The sequence below is a fragment of the Streptomyces sp. NBC_00353 genome (assembly GCF_036108815.1).
Classification (GTDB): domain Bacteria; phylum Actinomycetota; class Actinomycetes; order Streptomycetales; family Streptomycetaceae; genus Streptomyces.
Genome location: NZ_CP107985.1, coordinates 6,256,063 through 6,271,175, shown reverse-complemented (window position 1 = coordinate 6,271,175; position 15,113 = coordinate 6,256,063). Strand labels below are relative to the sequence as shown.

The following is a 15,113-nucleotide window of genomic DNA, read 5'->3' as shown; positions in this document are numbered from 1 at the left end:
ACGCCTCAGGAGTCCGCGTACTTGGCGTCCGCCGCCGCCGGGTCCAGCGCCAGCCGGTAGCCGCGCTTGACGACCGTCTGGATCAGCCGGGGCACACCGAGTGCCGTACGCAGCCGGGCCATCGCGGTCTCCACCGCGTGTTCGTCCGTACCGCTGCCGGGCAGCGCGCGCAGCAGGTCGGCCCTGGCCACCACCCAGCCCGGCCGACGGGCCAGGCTGTGCAGCAGGGCCATGCCGGCGGGCGGCACGGGGCGCAGTTCGTCGTCGACGAGCACCGCGTGACCGCGGATCTCCACCCGGTGCCCGGCGACCGGCAACGTACGGGCGCCGCCGGGCAGTTCACGGCAGAGCAGCTGGACGAGCGGGCCGAGCCGGAAGCGTTCCGGCTGGATGGTGTCGATGCCACGGGCCTGCAGCGGCAGCGCGGTGACCGGGCCGACGCAGGCCGAGACGACTTCGCCCTGCAGGGCGCCCAGGATCTCCGGGAGCAGCCCGCGCTTCTCGGCCCGGTTCAAGAAGGAGGCGGCGGCCGGGGCGCTGGTGAAGGTGAGCGCGTCCAGGCCGCGGGCGGCGGTGACGTCGAGCAGCCGGTCGAGCGGGGCGAGGTCCTCGGGTTCCATCCAGCGGTAGACGGGTACGACGACGACTTCGGCGCCGCCCGCCCGCAGCGACTCGACGAAGCCCGGCAGTGGTTCGCCGTGCAGCTGGAGTGCGATGCGGCGGCCCTCGACGCCCTCGTCGAGGAGACGGTCCAGGACCTCGGCCATGGACTCGGAGCCGGGCGACCAGGCCTCGGTGAGCCCGGCGGCCCGGACTGCGCCCTTCACCTTCGGTCCGCGGGCCAGCAGTTCGACCGTGCGCAGCCGGTCCAACAGCCGGTCGCCGATGCCCCAGCCGTCGGCGGCCTCGATCCAGCCGCGGAAGCCGATCGCGGTGGTCGCGACGACCACGTCGGGGACCTGGTCGATGAGTTCCTCGGTGGCGGCGAGGAGTTCGCTGTCGTCGGCGAGCGGCACGATCCGCAGGGCGGGCGCGTGTACGACGGTGGCACCCCGTCGCTGCAACAGGGTGCCGAGTTCGTCCGCGCGGCGTGCGGCGGTCACCCCGACCGTGAAACCCGCGAGTGGCCCGTGCTGTTCGTCGTCGCGCATGTGGTCTACCGGCTCTCGTCCCGCTGCTCGTTGATGCGGAGGACCGAGCCTGCCAATAAAGCGTGACAGGCTCGGTTCACCCGTATTTCCCGCCCGTTACGTCGTACCGACGCCGGACGGTCATGATCACACTTCGGCGTAGCTGAGCTGCGGCTTCGCGGGGACGGCGGCGGCGCGGCGAAGGTATACCGCCCAAGTGACCGTGAAACACACCCCGTAGAAGGCGAGGAAGGTCCAGAAGGCCGCCGTTCCCGTGCCCGCGGTCTGGAAGGACTGCCGGAACGCGAGGTTGATGGCGAGCCCGCCGAGCGCGCCGACGGCGCCGATGAGTCCCATGGCCGCCCCGGACAGCCGTCGCCCGTGGGCCGCGGCCTCCTCGCCGCGCAGCCCCTGGGCGATCGCCTTGGCGTGGAAGATGCCGGGGATCATCTTGTACGTCGATCCGTTGCCCAGCCCGGTCAGGACGAAGAGGGCGATGAACCCGACGAGGAACACGGCGAGCGACTCGATGCCGGAGGCGTACACGACGACGCCGGTCGCTGCGGCCATCGCGGCGAAGTTCCACAGGGTGATCCGGGCGCCGCCGTACCGGTCGGCGAGCCACCCTCCCGCGGGCCGGATGAGCGAGCCGAGCAGCGGGCCGATGAAGGTGAGCGAGGCGGCCTGCAGCGGGGTCCGGCCGAACTGGGTCTGCAGGACCAGCCCGAAGGCGAAGCTGTAGCCGATGAAGGAGCCGAAGGTGCCGATGTAGAGCACCGCCATGATCCAGGTGTGCGGGTCACGGACGGCGTCCTTCGCGGCCCCGGTGTCGTTCTGCACGGGCGCCAGGTTGTCCATGAAGGACGCGGCGCACAGCGCGGCGACGACGATCAGCGGTACGTACACGGCGAGCACGAACCGCGGGTGGGTGGCGCCCGCCGTGCCGATCACCAGCAGCCCGACGAGCTGCACGACGGGTACGCCGATGTTGCCGCCGCCCGCGTTGAGCCCGAGCGCCCAGCCCTTCTTGCGGAGCGGGAAGAAGGCGTTGATGTTCGTCATCGACGAGGCGAAGTTCCCGCCGCCGATCCCGGCGAGCCCGGCCACCACGAGGAAGGTGGTGTACGAGGTCCCGGGCTCCATCACCAGATACGCGGCGACGGTCGGCACGAGGAGGGTCAGGGCGCTGATCACCGTCCAGTTCCGCCCGCCGAACCTGGCGACGGCGAACGTGTACGGGACCCGGACCAGGGCCCCGACCAGCGTCGCCGTCGAGATCAGGAAGAACTTCCCGGCCGGGTCGATCCCGTACTCCGGCCCCATGAACAGCACCATCACCGACCACAGGGTCCAGATCGAGAACCCGATGTGCTCGGAGAGCACGGAGAACCACAGATTCCGGCGGGCGATCCGCTCGCCCTTCTCCTGCCAGAAGATCTCGTCCTCCGGCTCCCACTGCTCGATCCACCTGCCGGCCATCACGCCTCCACGGTTCGCGTTCCACGGGTGTCGGGTCGTCTGCCTCGACGCTAGGGAGCGCTCGTTTCGGTGCGGTGCCGCGAGGTGACCGGTGGGCAACCTTGCTCTCACCGGGCCGGGGGCGGCCCGGTGAGGAGAAGGCCGGTCACTGCGGGGCCGGTGCGTTCTTCCGTCTCGCGGACGCGCCGGTGGGCCACAGCCGGGGGCTGCGCTTCGCGGCGACGTCCTCGACCCAGCCGACCGCAAGGATCATCAGCGCCAGCAGCGGCCAGACCAGGAGCAGCATCAGCACCGCGTACGAGGAGTCGACGTACGGACCGATGCGGTCACCGACCCAGGGGATGTTCCACAGCTGGTCCAGGAGCGGCGAGGTCGCCATGATCAGCAGGTTGTGCCAGAGGTAGATCGTCACCGCGCGGTTGTTGGCGAGGGTGATCAGGCTGTCCCACCGGGCCAGCCTGCCGGGGAGCTGCTGCCAGGACGGTGCGTACTGGAGCAGAATCGCGCAGAAGCCGAGCGACCAGGCCGCCTGGGCCAGCGGGATCTCGTCGAGGTTCCAGCCCTCCTGCGTCAGATGTCCCGCGGCCCACCACAGTCCGAACGCCATCAGGAACGCGGCGAGCGAGACCGCCAGGTAGCGCGGGACCTTCTTCAGAAGTCCGTCGTGGTGGGCGAAGCCGAGGACCCAGCAGGAGCCGAACACCGCGAAGTCGACGAGCCCCTCGCCGGTCTCCCCTGGCACGGTGACCAGTCCGGTGCCGATCACGGCGGTGAGACCGAGCGGGGCGAGCAGCGTCGCCCAGGGCAGTCTGCGGAAGGCCCTCAGCAGCAGCGGTGAGGCGAGCACGAACCAGAGGTAGGCGCGGATGTACCAGAGCGGTCCGACGGCCTGGTCCGCCCAGGACACCTCCAGCAAGCCGCCCCGCGAGCCGCTCTCCCAGGGGTAGGGCGGGGCGCCGACCGGGAGGAGGTAGCAGCCCAGCTTGATGAACCACCAGATGCCCTCCTCCTTCAGGGGCTTCCAGCCGAGGACGAACATGACCGGGACGACGACCGCGGCGAACGCCCACATCGGGGGCAGCAGACGGCGGAGCCGGGCCCGCACGACGGCCGGGGCAGGGCGGTCCAGCGAGCGCGCCATCAGCGAACCCGCGAGGGCGAACATGACGCCCATGGAGGGGAACACGACCGTCAGCCAGGCCCAGCCGAAGATGTGGAAGACGACGACGCGGACGAGGGCGACGGCGCGCAGCAGGTCGAGGTAGCGGTCGCGGCCCGGCCTCTTCGGGGCGGCCGGCGCGGACGCCTCCGGTGCCGGTGGGGCGGACCGGGCGGGCACCGGGGCCGGGCGGGGCGGGGGGAACGCCGGGGTGTAACTGCTCGTCATGCGACGGGTCTCCGATCGTTGCTGCGCCCGCGCTGGCTCACCATCACGCCGGGCGCCTCCACCACTCCCGTACGGCGAAGCTTCTGCCAGCGCAGCCGGCCGCCGGTGAGTGCGGTGATCCAGGACTGGAGCAGCACCACGTACATGAGCTGCCGGTAGAGGATCTGCTGGAGGGGCAGCGAGATCAGATGCGTCATGCGTTCCTTGTCGAGCCGGAAGGCGTACGCGGCGCAGACGGCCTGCACCGCGAGGACGCCGAGCCAGGCGCCGACGGTCTTCTCGGTGGGGCCGAAGACCAGTCCGTACAGCAGGAAGACATCGATGAGGGGCGCGAGCAGCGGGGCGACGACCATGAACAGGGCGACGAACGGCAGTCCGACGCGCCCGAAGCGGCCGGACGGGCCGCGCTCGACGACGGCGCGGCGGTGCTTCCAGATCGCCTGCATGGTGCCGTACGACCACCGGTACCGCTGCGACCACAGCTGCTGCACGGTCTCCGGCGCCTCGGTCCAGGCGCGGGCGTTCTCCGCGTAGACGACCTGCCAGCCGTCGCGGTGCAGCGCCATCGTGACGTCGGTGTCCTCGGCGAGGGTGTCCTCGCTCATACCGCCGATCCGGTCCAGCGCGTCGCGGCGGAAGGCGCCGACCGCGCCGGGGATGGTCGGCATGCAGCGCAGCATGTCGTACATCCGGCGGTCGAGGTTGAAGCCCATCACGTACTCGATGTGCTGCCAGGCGCCGATCAGCGAGTCGCGGTTGCCGACCTTGGCGTTCCCGGCGACGGCGCCGACCTTCGGGTCTGCGAACGGCTGGACCAGTTCACGGACGGTGGCCGGTTCGAAGACCGTGTCGCCGTCCATCATCACGACGATGTCGTGGCGGGCGTGCGCGATGCCGTTGTTGAGGGCGGCGGGCTTGCCGGCGTTGCGCTGGCGGATGACACGGACGTTCGGCAGCCGCATCGCCTCGACGATGTCCGCCGTGCCGTCCGTCGAGCCGTCGTCGATGACGATGATCTCGATGGGATGCTCGCTCGCCACCAGGGAACGCACGGTGTTGGCGATGCATTCGCGTTCGTTGTACGCGGGCACGAGCACCGAGACGGGGCGGCGGAACGCGGGCCCCCAGCTGAAGTCCCTCCTGCGGACCTTCCGGGAGTGCAGGAAGGACAGCAGCAGCATCAGTCCGAAGCGGACGAGGACGAGCACCCCGATGACGGCGAGCCCGGCCACCAGCACGTCGGTGAGTTTCTCGGAGAGGTCGACGGTGAAGACGAACGCCTTGCCCTTCCACAGTGCGAACCCGGTCACGGGGGTGTGCGCACTGGGGGCGCCGAGGGCGGTGGTGAGGTTGGTGAACGTGTAGCCCCGCTGCTGCATCTGCGGCAGGAACTCACCCAGGGCGGCCACGGTCTGGGACCGGTCGCCGCCGGAGTCGTGCATCAGGATGACGGCGCCCTTGCCACCCTTGGGGGTGGCCTGTTCGATGATCGCGGGGACCCCGGGGCGCTTCCAGTCCTCGCTGTCGGTGTTGTTGACGACGGTGAGGTAGCCGCGCGTGCCGACATACTGGGTGACCGGCCAGGACTTGTTGTCCATGGCGTCGGCGAACGACGAGTACGGCGGCCGGAACAGGGACGTACGGATGCCTGCCGCACCCGCCAGTACCAGCTGGTTCTGGGACAGCTCCCAGTCGATACGGGAGTGCGACTGGTAGGAGAGATCCGGGTGGTTGAAGGTGTGCAGCCCGACCTCGTGCCCCTCGTCGACGATGCGCTGGACCAGGTCGGGGTAGCGCGAGGCCATCGTTCCGGTGACGAAGAAGACGCCGTGCGCGTGGTACTTCTTCAGCGCGTCGAGGACCCGCGGGGTCCACACCGGGTCCGGTCCGTCGTCGAAGGTCAGCACGATCCGGTGATCGGGGATGCGCAGCGTCTTGGCCGGCGCGGTGGCACTCCGGGCGTCGATGACCGGCCCGCCGTCGAGGATCGCGTCGGGCACCTGGTCGGTGGGTGCCGGGGCCTGGACCCGGTGGTCGGCGAGGATTTCGCTGTGCACGTAGCCGCGCAACATCAGCATGGCGAGCAGGGCAACGAGAAACACGGAGGGCAGCAGATAACGCATGGGGAGCCTGCGGCGCTGGTTCCGCTTCTGTCTGTTGTGCCTGCCCCGCGAGGCGGGGGTGGTCATCTACTGGGCGCCTTCTTGCTCTTGCACAGGAGGATCCGGGGACTCGACGGGCGATGTCGGCGTCCCGGTGGGACCGGGATCGACGGGCGGCGTCGTGGTCGCGGCGGGCGGCCGGGGGGTCGGGGTCCCTGATTCCGGCTTCTTGCCCCCGCCGGTGGTGCTGCTGGCCTTCGGCGATACGACGGTTGTCGGCTTCGACGGGTCCTTGCCGGGCGCGGACGCGCTGCCGGATGTGGCTCCGGCCGATGGCGTCGCGCTGCCGCCGACCACCTGCTCCGTCTCCGCGGCACCCGGTGTCGCGCCCACCGGCACGACCGCGTCGGCGCTGCCCGACGGAACGGACGGTGCCGGCGCCTCGTCCGCCTTCTTGTGCTGTTTCTGACCGGAGAGCGGCAGCCACGGCGCGCTGGAATTGCCGCCGAGCAGGGCGACGACCAGCGTCACCGCGTAGCAGGCGCAGACCGCGGCAAGGACCCAGCCCAGACGCCTGAACGTCTTGCTGCGCCGGCCGCTCTCGTCGACGAAGACCGGACCGTCGGAGCCTTCGGGGACTCCTGGTTCGGCAGTTAGTTCGGAGAGCTGACGTCCGAGACCGTCGAGCTGGACGGTGACATCGTTCGGCTCGTGCGTGTGCCCGGTACGGGCACCTTCACGCCAATTTTCCACAGGTGTAGGCACATCCCCCACTCAGAAAAACGGGTGCGCACGTTTGAGCCAGTTACGTACCGACGGACTGGGCCCCCACCCGGTCCGTGCGCCCCCCCAGCACCTTGCACCCGGAGGATGAATGTAGCGCACGAAGCTGACGAAATTGCCCCTGAACGAGTGATGTCGAGGAATGGGGGATACACCGATTTCACACAGCCTCGACCGAAATGAAGATCCACCCTTACATGCACAATCCACGTTTATCTGTTCCGGAGTTGAGCCGAAGTTGGCCAACAATCGGCCAACCTGTCGCGTCAGCACACCTGCGGCATCGGCACGCCTACGACATGAAGGCCAGGTCTCCCTCGGGAAGCCAGCTCCCGGCAGGCACCTCCAGCCCCCCTTCCGCCGCCGTCACCCCCGCCGCGACCCGCCGCAGCGCATCCACCCCCGGGTGTTTCAGCCCCTTGCGCCACACCAGCGACACCGGTGACAGCGGCACGGGGTCGACCAGCGGACGTACGACCATCCCCGGCACCTCGATGAACTCGGTGCTCGCCAGCACCGACCAGCCCTGTTTCCGCACCACCCGTACGAACTCCTCCTCCCCCACGATCTCCGGGAAGGGCGCCACCAGTTCGATCCCCCGCCCCGCGAACAGCCGCTCCGCGAGGTCGGTCCACTCCGCGGTGGCCGGGTTGCCCGCCGCCGCGTACAGCCGCTCCCCCGCCAGCGCCGCCATCGGGACCCGGGCGAGCGACGCCAGACGATGGTCGTCGCGGAGCAGGACGGTCAGCCGCTCGAAACAGACCGGCTGATGCGCCAGCGCCGCCCGTACCGCCGGATCGAGCCCTGCCACCCGGCCGAAGGAGACATCGAGCCGCCCGGCCAGGATCTCCGCCGCCGCCCCCGTCAGCCCGCTCAGATAGCGCGCCACGAACTCCACCTCCGGCGCCTCGCTGCGGGCCAGCCCGAGCAGCCGGTGGCCCGTCCCGACCGGGGCACTGATGTCGACCAGCAGCGGGCGCGTCTGGACCGCCCAGGCGGCGCGGAGGTCGCCATGGGCGGCGATCACCCGGCGGGCGTGCGGCAGCAGCCGTTCGCCGTCGGGCGTGAGGGAGACCTGCCGAGTGGTCCGCACGAACAGTTCCGCACCGAGCTCGCGCTCCAGCCGCCGGATGTCGCGGCTGAGTGCCTGCTGGGCGACGTAGAGCCGGGCGGCGGCGCGGGTGAAGTGCAGCTCCTCGGCGACGGTGACGAAGGCGCGCAACAGCCGGGGATCAGTATCGGAGGAGGTCACGGGCCCGAACTTACAACAGATGTGCGTGAATGGGTGCGGAGCAGGTGTTGGACCGCACCGGCCGGGCGCCGCGAGGGTTGACCCATGCCGTCCGACACGCCCACCACACCGCTGCACGCCGTCTCCGGCGGCCTGCTGGTGATCGCCCCGCGCACCGGCGCCCCCGCCCGCCGGGTCTCCACCAACCCGTACCGCCGCCTGCTCGCCACCCCCGGCGCCCGCGCCTTCACCACCGGCAATCTGATCGCGCGGCTGCCGATGGGGATGTTCAGCGTCAGCGCCGTGATCATGATCGCCGGGTCGCGCGGCTCGTACGCCCTGGCCGGGGCGGTCACCGCGACCGGGCTCGCCGCGACCGCCGTCGTCGCGCCCTGGACGGCCCGGCTCGTCGACCGGTACGGCCAGGCCAGGATCGCCGTGCCCGCCACCGCGATCGCCGCGCTCGGCTCGCTCGCGCTGCTGCTCTGCGTGCACTACGACGCCCCGGCCTGGACGCTCTTCGCCGCCTACGCCGCCACCGCCACCACCCCCAACACCGGCGGCATGTCCCGCGCCCGCTGGGCCCATCTGCACCGCGGCGACCCGGCCGCGCTGCACACCGCGAACTCCTTCGAACAGGCCGCCGACGAACTGTGCTTCATGCTCGGCCCCGCCCTCGCCGCACTCCTGTGCGCGGCACTCTTCCCCGAGGCCGGGACGCTGATCGGCACGATCCTGCTGATGACCGGCGTCCTGGTCTTCGCCGCCCAGCGCGCCACGGAGCCCCCGGTGGCGCCGCACACCCGGGCCGGCTCCCCGCTGCGCACCCACGGCATGCCCGCACTGCTCGCCACCTTCCTCGCCACCGGCGCGGTCTTCGGCGCCATGGAGGTCGTCACGATCGCGCACGCCGGGGGCGCGATCCTGGCGCTCCAGGCAGGGGGCTCGTGCGTGGCGGGCCTGCTGTACGGATCGCTGCGCCCGGCCACGGACATCCGGCACCGGCTGCTGTGGTGCCTGGCGGGGATGACGACGCTGATGTCCCTGCCGCTGCTCGCCGCCTCCGCGAGCGGTTCGCTGCTCACGCTGGCCGGCAGTCTGCTGCTGGCGGGCGCGGCCACGGCGCCGACGATGGTCACCGGAATGACGCTGGTGCAACGGCTGACACCCGAGGGTCAGTTGAACGAGGGCATGACGCTCTCCGTCACCGCACTGCTGGGCGGGATAGCGGCCGGTTCGGCGGCCGGCGGCTGGATGGTGGAGCACACGGGGGCGGTGACGGGGTACGTCGTCCCGGTCTGCGCGGCAGGACTCGCCCTGGCCGTCGCGGCGGTCGGAATCCGCCGGACATGAAGCCGGACACGAACGAGGACCCCGCTGCCGGTGGGCAACGGGGTCCTCGTTCACATGGGAATTGTGGAGATGGCGGGAATCGAACCCGCGTCCAACGGTGCAGAATCAGGGCTTCTCCGTGTGCAGTTCGCTGCGCTTTTCTCGGCCCCGGAGATCACGCGAACAAGCCTCCGACAGGCCCAGCCACTGTTTGATTTCCTTCCAGGCCCCGTGACCGGGCCTAGAAGTTTAGATCCCTTGATGATGCCAGGATCCGGGTCGGGATCACCCCCGGGCTGACACTTCGCAAGTCGCTACTTAGGCAGCGAGGGCGAAGGAATCGCGCTTGGAATCGGCGATTATTGGTTGCGACATATGGTTTACGAGATCATTGCCGCTTCCTCGACACGCTTCCCCTGCTTCGACATCCGCTGTCGAAACCGATCATCCCCATGTTGTTTTTTCAAAGGTGCACCCGCTGTGAGGTGCAGTGCCATCGTACGTGACCAACGCACGACGGTGCCAGCCTATTCCTGCCGGAGCGCGCTCAGGCGCTCCGCTGACGCCGCCGGGCCGCCGAGATCGCACGGTTCGTCTCCCGCAGGTCCTGCTTCTCCCGCAGCGTCTGCCGCTTGTCGAACTCCTTCTTGCCCTTGGCGAGCGCGATCTCGACCTTGACCCGGCCGTCCTTGAAGTACAGCGCGAGCGGCACGATCGTGTGCCCGGTCTCCTGCGACTTCGACTCCAGCTTGTCGATCTCGGCCCGGTGCATCAGCAGCTTGCGCTTGCGCTTGGCGGAGTGGTTGGTCCAGGTCCCCTGCACGTACTCGGGGACATGGATGTTGTGCAGCCACGCCTCGTGCCGGTCGATCTGGACGAAGCCGTCCACCAGCGAGGCCCGGCCCAGCCGCAGCGACTTGACCTCGGTGCCCATCAGCACGAGACCGCACTCATAGGTGTCGAGGATGTGGTAGTCGTGCCGCGCCTTCTTGTTCTGCGCGATGAGCTTGCGCCCTGTGTCCTTTTCCTTAGCCATAGTGCGGCCATTTTCGCACTACGACCCACCCCCGAGGCCACTCAATACTGTCTCGCCCCGCTGCAGGGTCCTGGAGGAGACCGCGAGGTCCGGGGTGATGCCGTGCCCGTCGACGCTGCGCCCCGCCGGGGTGCGGTAGTGGCCGACGGTCAGCTCGGCGACCGAGCCGCCCGCGAGCTTGCTGGGCATCTGGACGGAGCCCTTGCCGAAGGTCCGCGAGCCGACGGTGACGGCGCGGCCCCGGTCCTGGAGGGCGCCGGTGAGCAGCTCGGCCGCGCTCATGGTGCCGCCGTCGATGAGGACGACGAGGCGCCGTACGGTGTCGCCGCCCGGCTCGGCGTAGAGGGCGCGCTGCTCGCCGTGCACGTCGTACGTGGCGACGAGCCCGCCGTCGAGGAACGCGGAGGCGGCGACCACGGCCTCGGTGACCAGCCCGCCGGAATTGCCGCGGAGGTCGAGCAGCACCCCGGCGCCCGCGGGTGCGCTCCGGACCGCGTCGCGGACCTTGGCGCCGGCGCCCTTGGTGAACGAGTCGACCTTGATCAGTACAGCTGCGGAGGAATCGGAACGGTACGGTCCGAGCTTCTGGACGGTGACGGCCTCGGTGATGAGCCGGGCCCGGGTCAGCGTCAGCGTCCTCGTCCGGCCGGTGGCGCCGCGCTGGACGCCCAGCACGACGGTGGTGCCTGCGGCAGCGCTCGTACGGTCCCCGCGCAGCAGGGCGACGACCTCGGCGACGGGGCGTTTGTCGACCCGGTGGCCGTCGATCGTACGGAGCAGGTCGTCCCGCTCGATGCCGGCCCGGTCGGCGGGGCCGCCCGGCTGGACCCGGGCCACGGCGACCAGCCCGTCGGCCGAGCGCTTCGCGGCCAGTCCGACCCCCGTGTACGAGCCGTCGAGGGCCTGCTCGAACTCCTCGTACTCCCGCTCGTCGTACACCGCGCCCCAGCGGTCCCCGCTGCGGCTGACGACCTCCTCGGCCGCCTCCGTAGCGGACTTGCCGTCGGCCAGCGCCTCGGCGGCCGCGTGCGCGACCTCGTCGCGGTCGGCGGTGGAGGCGACGGCACCGGCCTTTATCGCGGCGTTCGCCCCGTGCCCGTGCGGCAGAGATCCGGTCGCCGCCCCGGTGGCCAGGACGCTCGCGAAGACCAATGTCAGGGCCGCCCCGCGGCAGAGGCCGCGGGGCCCGACAGCGTGCGTGGGGCCCGACATGGCGATGAGTCTAGGACAACACTCCGAGGGCGCACGGCGGGTTCACCGCGCGCCCTACGGGGCGCATGTCACACCTTGAGGTACTTGCGCAGCGCGAAGAGTGCGGCAACGGCGGGCATCAGCAGCCCGATCGCAAGGACCAGCGGCAGCTTGGTGAAGACCGCGTCCCAGCCGATGAAGTCGATCAGATTCAGCTTCGACTGGAGGGCCAGACCGCCGTCGATCAGGAAGTACCGCCCGGCCAGCAGCATGACGCAGGCGAGCACGCCACCGATGAGCCCGGCGAACGCGGCCTCCATGATGAACGGCATCTGGATGTAGAACCCGGACGCACCGACGAGCCGCATGATGCCCGTCTCGCGGCGCCGGCTGAACGCCGAGACGCGGACGGTGTTCACGATCAGCATCAGCGCAATGACCAGCATCAGCGCCATCACGAAGAGCGCGGCCACGTTCATGCCGTTCATCAGCCCGAAGAGGTTGTCCAGGATGGATCTCTGGTCCTGGACGGACTGCACCCCGGCGCGGCCCGCGAAGGCGGTGGCGACGACCTTGTACTTCTTCGGGTCGTGCAGCTTGACGCGGAACGACTCCTGCATCTGGTCCGGCGTGATGTTGCCGGCCATCGGTGAGTCGCCGAACTGCTCCTGGTAGTGCTTGTACGCCTGGTCGGCCGACTCGTATTCGACCTTCTCGACGGCGCTCATCTTCCCGAGGTCGGTCTCGATCTGCTTCTTCTGCTCAGCGGTGACGGCGCCCTTGGAGCAGTTGGCCGCCGACTCCGCGTCGTTCTTGCTGCAGAGGAAGATCGAGACGTTGACCTTGTCGTACCAGTAGTCCTTCATCGTGCTGACCTGCTCGCGCATCAGCAGCGCGCCGCCGAACAGGGCGAGCGAGAGGGCGACGGAGACGACGACGGCGAAGGTCATCGTGAGATTGCGACGGAGACCGACGCCGATCTCCGACAGGACGAACTGGGCGCGCATGGCGTCCTTTCAGTACTCGATGCTCAGCGGGTCCGGCGCGGCCGGATCCGCTCAGTGCTGGTAGCCGTAGACGCCGCGGGCCTGGTCGCGTACGAGACGGCCCTGCTCGAGCTCGATGACGCGCTTGCGCATCTGGTCGACGATGTTCTGGTCGTGGGTCGCCATGATGACGGTGGTCCCGGTCCGGTTGATCCGGTCCAGCAGCTTCATGATGCCCACGGAGGTCTGCGGGTCGAGGTTGCCGGTCGGCTCGTCCGCGATCAGCAGCATGGGACGGTTCACGAACGCCCGCGCGATCGCCACGCGCTGCTGCTCACCGCCGGAGAGCTCACCGGGCATCCGGTCCTCCTTGCCGCCGAGACCGACGAGGTCGAGGACCTGCGGTACGGCCTTGCGGATCTCGCCGCGCGGCTTGCCGATGACTTCCTGGGCGAACGCCACGTTCTCCGCGACGGTCTTGTTGGGGAGCAGCCGGAAGTCCTGGAAGACCGTGCCCAGCTGGCGCCGCATCTGCGGCACCTTCCAGTTGGACAGGCGCGCGAGGTCCTTGCCGAGGACATGGACCATGCCCTGGCTGGCACGCTCCTCGCGGAGGATGAGTCGCATGAAGGTGGACTTGCCGGAGCCGGAGGAGCCCACCAGGAAGACGAACTCGCCCTTCTCGATATCGAGAGACACATCCCGTAGAGCGGGACGGCTCTGCTTCGGGTATGTCTTGGAGACGTTGTCGAATCGGATCACGGATGCACCACGGTCGGCCGGGAGTAGGTGTGCGTGACCATACGCGAACCGGGCTGAGGCGTGCAGGCGCGCGTCCGCTGATGGGCGATTTATGGCGGAACGGAACCGTGCCGGGGCGCAACCGGAGCCGGAACGGACCGGGTGTTTCCGGCGGGCCGCGCCGAAATCTGCGCGAGCTGGCACAGTGGAGGGGGAACGGATGCGTTTCCATGAGCGTTGTGCGGAGAGAACGCGTATGCGGCTCCGCCGCGCGGGAGGAGGAAAGCGCATGACCTATGACCGATTGGTGTGCGCAAACTGCGCGGCGCCCGTGAACGAGGGCCGGTGCCCGGTATGCCGGGCCAGCCGCGCACGGCTGCAGCAGCAGGAAGAGCAGCAGGGACTCTTCGCGGGCCTGAGCCCGGCGATGCTGGTCGCGTTGCTGGTGGTGCTGCTGGCGACGCTGGCACTGCTGGCGCACCAGACCGTATGACCGTGTAGCTGTCTGTAACCGTCACCGCCCGCATGGCGGAGTGAATACGTGACCGTGTGCGTACGTAGAAGGGCCCGGGACGCCGATCGGCTGTCCCGGGCCCTTCTGTGTACGCAGGCGCGTCCACCGGCCACAGGGGCCTTAGGCGACCGTACGGCCGTTCACCAGACGCGGCAGGATCCGGAAGCCGATGCCGCCGGCGATCATCGTCGCGGCACCGAGCAGCAGGAACGTGGTCTCGGCCGCACCGGTCTCGGCGAGCTCGTCCTTGCCCTTGCCCTGCTCGACCGGCTGGTTGCCGACACTGTCGGTGTCGGTGTTGTCCGCGCACTCGGCGCCGTCGAGGTCGACGGTGCAGGTGTTGGCACCACCGTCGTCGCCGCCGGTGGTGTCGCCGGAGGCGCCGCCGTTGCCGTTGCCGCCGTTGTCCCCGGTGCCGCCGTTGCCGTTGCCACCGTTGTTGCCGTTGCCACCGTTGCCGTTGGCGCCCGCATCGGTGCCGGCGTCCGTGCCCGCATCGGTACCCGCATCCGTGCCAGCGTCCGTACCGGCATCGGTACCCGCGTCCGTACCGGCGTCGGTGCCTGCATCGGTCCCGGCATCGGTACCCGCGTCCGTACCGGCATCGGTACCCGCGTCCGTACCGGCATCGGTACCCGCGTCCGTACCGGCATCGGTACCCGCGTCCGTGCCGGCATCGGTCCCGGCGTCAGTACCCGCATCGGTCCCGGCGTCAGTACCCGCATCGGTCCCGGCGTCAGTACCGGCATCGGTACCCGCATCCGTGCCGGCGTCGACGCCGCCGATCAGCCCGCCGTCGTCGCCCTCGCCGTTGCTCACCTCGACACCAGCGTGGATGCCATTGTCACCGGCGTCCACGCCGATACCGATGCCGACGGCCTGTGCCGCGCCGGCAGCGGTCAGCGAGGCACCCGCGGCGATTACCGCACCGGCGGCTATCCGCGCGACGCGGACTCGCGTCTTCTTGGTCATCTGCTGCTACCCCCAGTAGCTGTTCTCGTCAATGGAGCAGCCATATGCGGGCTCACGGCTCTGCCGGGGGTTGCGCTCTCGGCCTGCCGGGCCACGTAATGCCGTGGTCAAGCCGCTCTCCCCCGCCCACACCCGTCCCAGACATACGCATGCTGCACTAGCACCCTGTCCAGAGTTAAGGACTACGTCAAGCCTGTTCCGTGCAATGTGCACCGTTTTGCGAGCAGTT

At 69.8% G+C, this 15,113-nt stretch carries 13 protein-coding genes and 1 other RNA gene; 2 read left to right on the top strand and 12 right to left on the bottom strand.

Features of this window, described 5'->3' with window-relative positions; genetic code table 11:
- Nucleotides 1–5: 5 nt before the first annotated feature.
- From OHA88_RS28305 to OHA88_RS28280, 6 genes are all read right to left on the bottom strand, one after another.
- Complete coding sequence (locus tag OHA88_RS28305; protein WP_326604002.1) at nucleotides 6–1,151, bottom strand: uroporphyrinogen-III synthase; 1,146 nt, start codon at nucleotides 1,149–1,151, stop codon at nucleotides 6–8.
- Nucleotides 1,152–1,277: 126 nt separating this feature from the next.
- Nucleotides 1,278–2,609: a nitrate/nitrite transporter gene (locus tag OHA88_RS28300; RefSeq protein ID WP_328627567.1), complete on the bottom strand. Its 1,332-nt coding sequence runs from the start codon at nucleotides 2,607–2,609 to the stop codon at nucleotides 1,278–1,280.
- Between the two features lie 145 nt (nucleotides 2,610–2,754).
- Nucleotides 2,755–3,996 (bottom strand): acyltransferase family protein, encoded by a 1,242-nt coding sequence (locus OHA88_RS28295; protein WP_328627566.1) that lies wholly within the window; start codon nucleotides 3,994–3,996, stop codon nucleotides 2,755–2,757.
- Entirely contained in the window at nucleotides 3,993–6,185 is a 2,193-nt protein-coding gene (locus OHA88_RS28290; RefSeq protein ID WP_328627565.1) for a bifunctional polysaccharide deacetylase/glycosyltransferase family 2 protein, read from the bottom strand. Before OHA88_RS28290 ends, OHA88_RS28295 begins: the two co-directional genes overlap by 4 nt.
- Nucleotides 6,186–6,851 carry a hypothetical protein gene (locus tag OHA88_RS28285; protein ID WP_328627564.1) on the bottom strand — a complete coding sequence of 222 codons (666 nt, stop codon included), beginning with the start codon at nucleotides 6,849–6,851 and terminating at the stop codon, nucleotides 6,186–6,188.
- 322 nt (nucleotides 6,852–7,173) lie between these two features.
- On the bottom strand, nucleotides 7,174–8,133 hold the full coding sequence (locus tag OHA88_RS28280; protein ID WP_328627563.1) for a LysR family transcriptional regulator: 960 nt from the start codon (nucleotides 8,131–8,133) through the stop codon (nucleotides 7,174–7,176).
- Between the two features lie 84 nt (nucleotides 8,134–8,217).
- Here OHA88_RS28280 and OHA88_RS28275 point away from each other — a divergent pair, with 84 nt between their 5' ends.
- Nucleotides 8,218–9,465 carry an MFS transporter gene (locus tag OHA88_RS28275; RefSeq protein WP_328627562.1) on the top strand — a complete coding sequence of 416 codons (1,248 nt, stop codon included), beginning with the start codon at nucleotides 8,218–8,220 and terminating at the stop codon, nucleotides 9,463–9,465.
- Between the two features lie 61 nt (nucleotides 9,466–9,526).
- Here the strand turns inward: OHA88_RS28275 and ssrA are convergent.
- The 5 genes from ssrA to ftsE all read right to left on the bottom strand — a co-directional run bounded on the left by ssrA (nucleotide 9,527) and on the right by ftsE (nucleotide 13,419).
- Nucleotides 9,527–9,896: a transfer-messenger RNA gene (gene ssrA, locus OHA88_RS28270) on the bottom strand.
- A gap of 95 nt (nucleotides 9,897–9,991) precedes the next feature.
- A complete protein-coding gene (gene smpB, locus OHA88_RS28265; RefSeq protein WP_030922931.1) occupies nucleotides 9,992–10,480 on the bottom strand; it encodes an SsrA-binding protein SmpB in 489 nt (162 codons plus the stop codon).
- Nucleotides 10,481–10,498: 18 nt separating this feature from the next.
- On the bottom strand, nucleotides 10,499–11,692 hold the full coding sequence (locus tag OHA88_RS28260; protein WP_328627561.1) for a S41 family peptidase: 1,194 nt from the start codon (nucleotides 11,690–11,692) through the stop codon (nucleotides 10,499–10,501).
- Nucleotides 11,693–11,760: 68 nt separating this feature from the next.
- A complete protein-coding gene (gene ftsX / locus OHA88_RS28255) occupies nucleotides 11,761–12,678 on the bottom strand; it encodes a permease-like cell division protein FtsX (protein ID WP_326604011.1) in 918 nt (305 codons plus the stop codon).
- A gap of 51 nt (nucleotides 12,679–12,729) precedes the next feature.
- Nucleotides 12,730–13,419, bottom strand: a complete 690-nt coding sequence (gene ftsE, locus OHA88_RS28250) for a cell division ATP-binding protein FtsE (protein WP_014046319.1) — start codon at nucleotides 13,417–13,419, stop codon at nucleotides 12,730–12,732.
- A 268-nt stretch (nucleotides 13,420–13,687) separates the two neighbouring features.
- On the opposite strand from ftsE, the gene OHA88_RS28245 reads away from it, so the two are divergent.
- Complete coding sequence (locus OHA88_RS28245) at nucleotides 13,688–13,891, top strand: hypothetical protein (protein ID WP_030922919.1); 204 nt, start codon at nucleotides 13,688–13,690, stop codon at nucleotides 13,889–13,891.
- 141 nt (nucleotides 13,892–14,032) lie between these two features.
- On the opposite strand, the gene OHA88_RS28240 is transcribed toward OHA88_RS28245, so the two are convergent.
- On the bottom strand, nucleotides 14,033–14,884 hold the full coding sequence (locus tag OHA88_RS28240; RefSeq protein ID WP_328627560.1) for a hypothetical protein: 852 nt from the start codon (nucleotides 14,882–14,884) through the stop codon (nucleotides 14,033–14,035).
- Nucleotides 14,885–15,113: the final 229 nt, after the last annotated feature.

Bases quoted from the DNA above. Each gene is read 5' to 3' on its own strand.
- OHA88_RS28245 (WP_030922919.1), top strand. From the start codon at position 13,688: ATGACCTATGACCGATTGGTGTGCGCAAACTGCGCGGCGCCCGTGAAC.
- OHA88_RS28260 (WP_328627561.1), bottom strand. From the start codon at position 11,692: ATGTCGGGCCCCACGCACGCTGTCGGGCCCCGCGGCCTCTGCCGCGGG.
- OHA88_RS28295 (WP_328627566.1), bottom strand. From the start codon at position 3,996: ATGACGAGCAGTTACACCCCGGCGTTCCCCCCGCCCCGCCCGGCCCCG.
- OHA88_RS28300 (WP_328627567.1), bottom strand. From the start codon at position 2,609: ATGGCCGGCAGGTGGATCGAGCAGTGGGAGCCGGAGGACGAGATCTTC.
- OHA88_RS28290 (WP_328627565.1), bottom strand. From the start codon at position 6,185: ATGACCACCCCCGCCTCGCGGGGCAGGCACAACAGACAGAAGCGGAAC.
- OHA88_RS28305 (WP_326604002.1), bottom strand. From the start codon at position 1,151: ATGCGCGACGACGAACAGCACGGGCCACTCGCGGGTTTCACGGTCGGG.
- ftsX (WP_326604011.1), bottom strand. From the start codon at position 12,678: ATGCGCGCCCAGTTCGTCCTGTCGGAGATCGGCGTCGGTCTCCGTCGC.
- smpB (WP_030922931.1), bottom strand. From the start codon at position 10,480: ATGGCTAAGGAAAAGGACACAGGGCGCAAGCTCATCGCGCAGAACAAG.
- OHA88_RS28240 (WP_328627560.1), bottom strand. From the start codon at position 14,884: ATGACCAAGAAGACGCGAGTCCGCGTCGCGCGGATAGCCGCCGGTGCG.
- OHA88_RS28275 (WP_328627562.1), top strand. From the start codon at position 8,218: ATGCCGTCCGACACGCCCACCACACCGCTGCACGCCGTCTCCGGCGGC.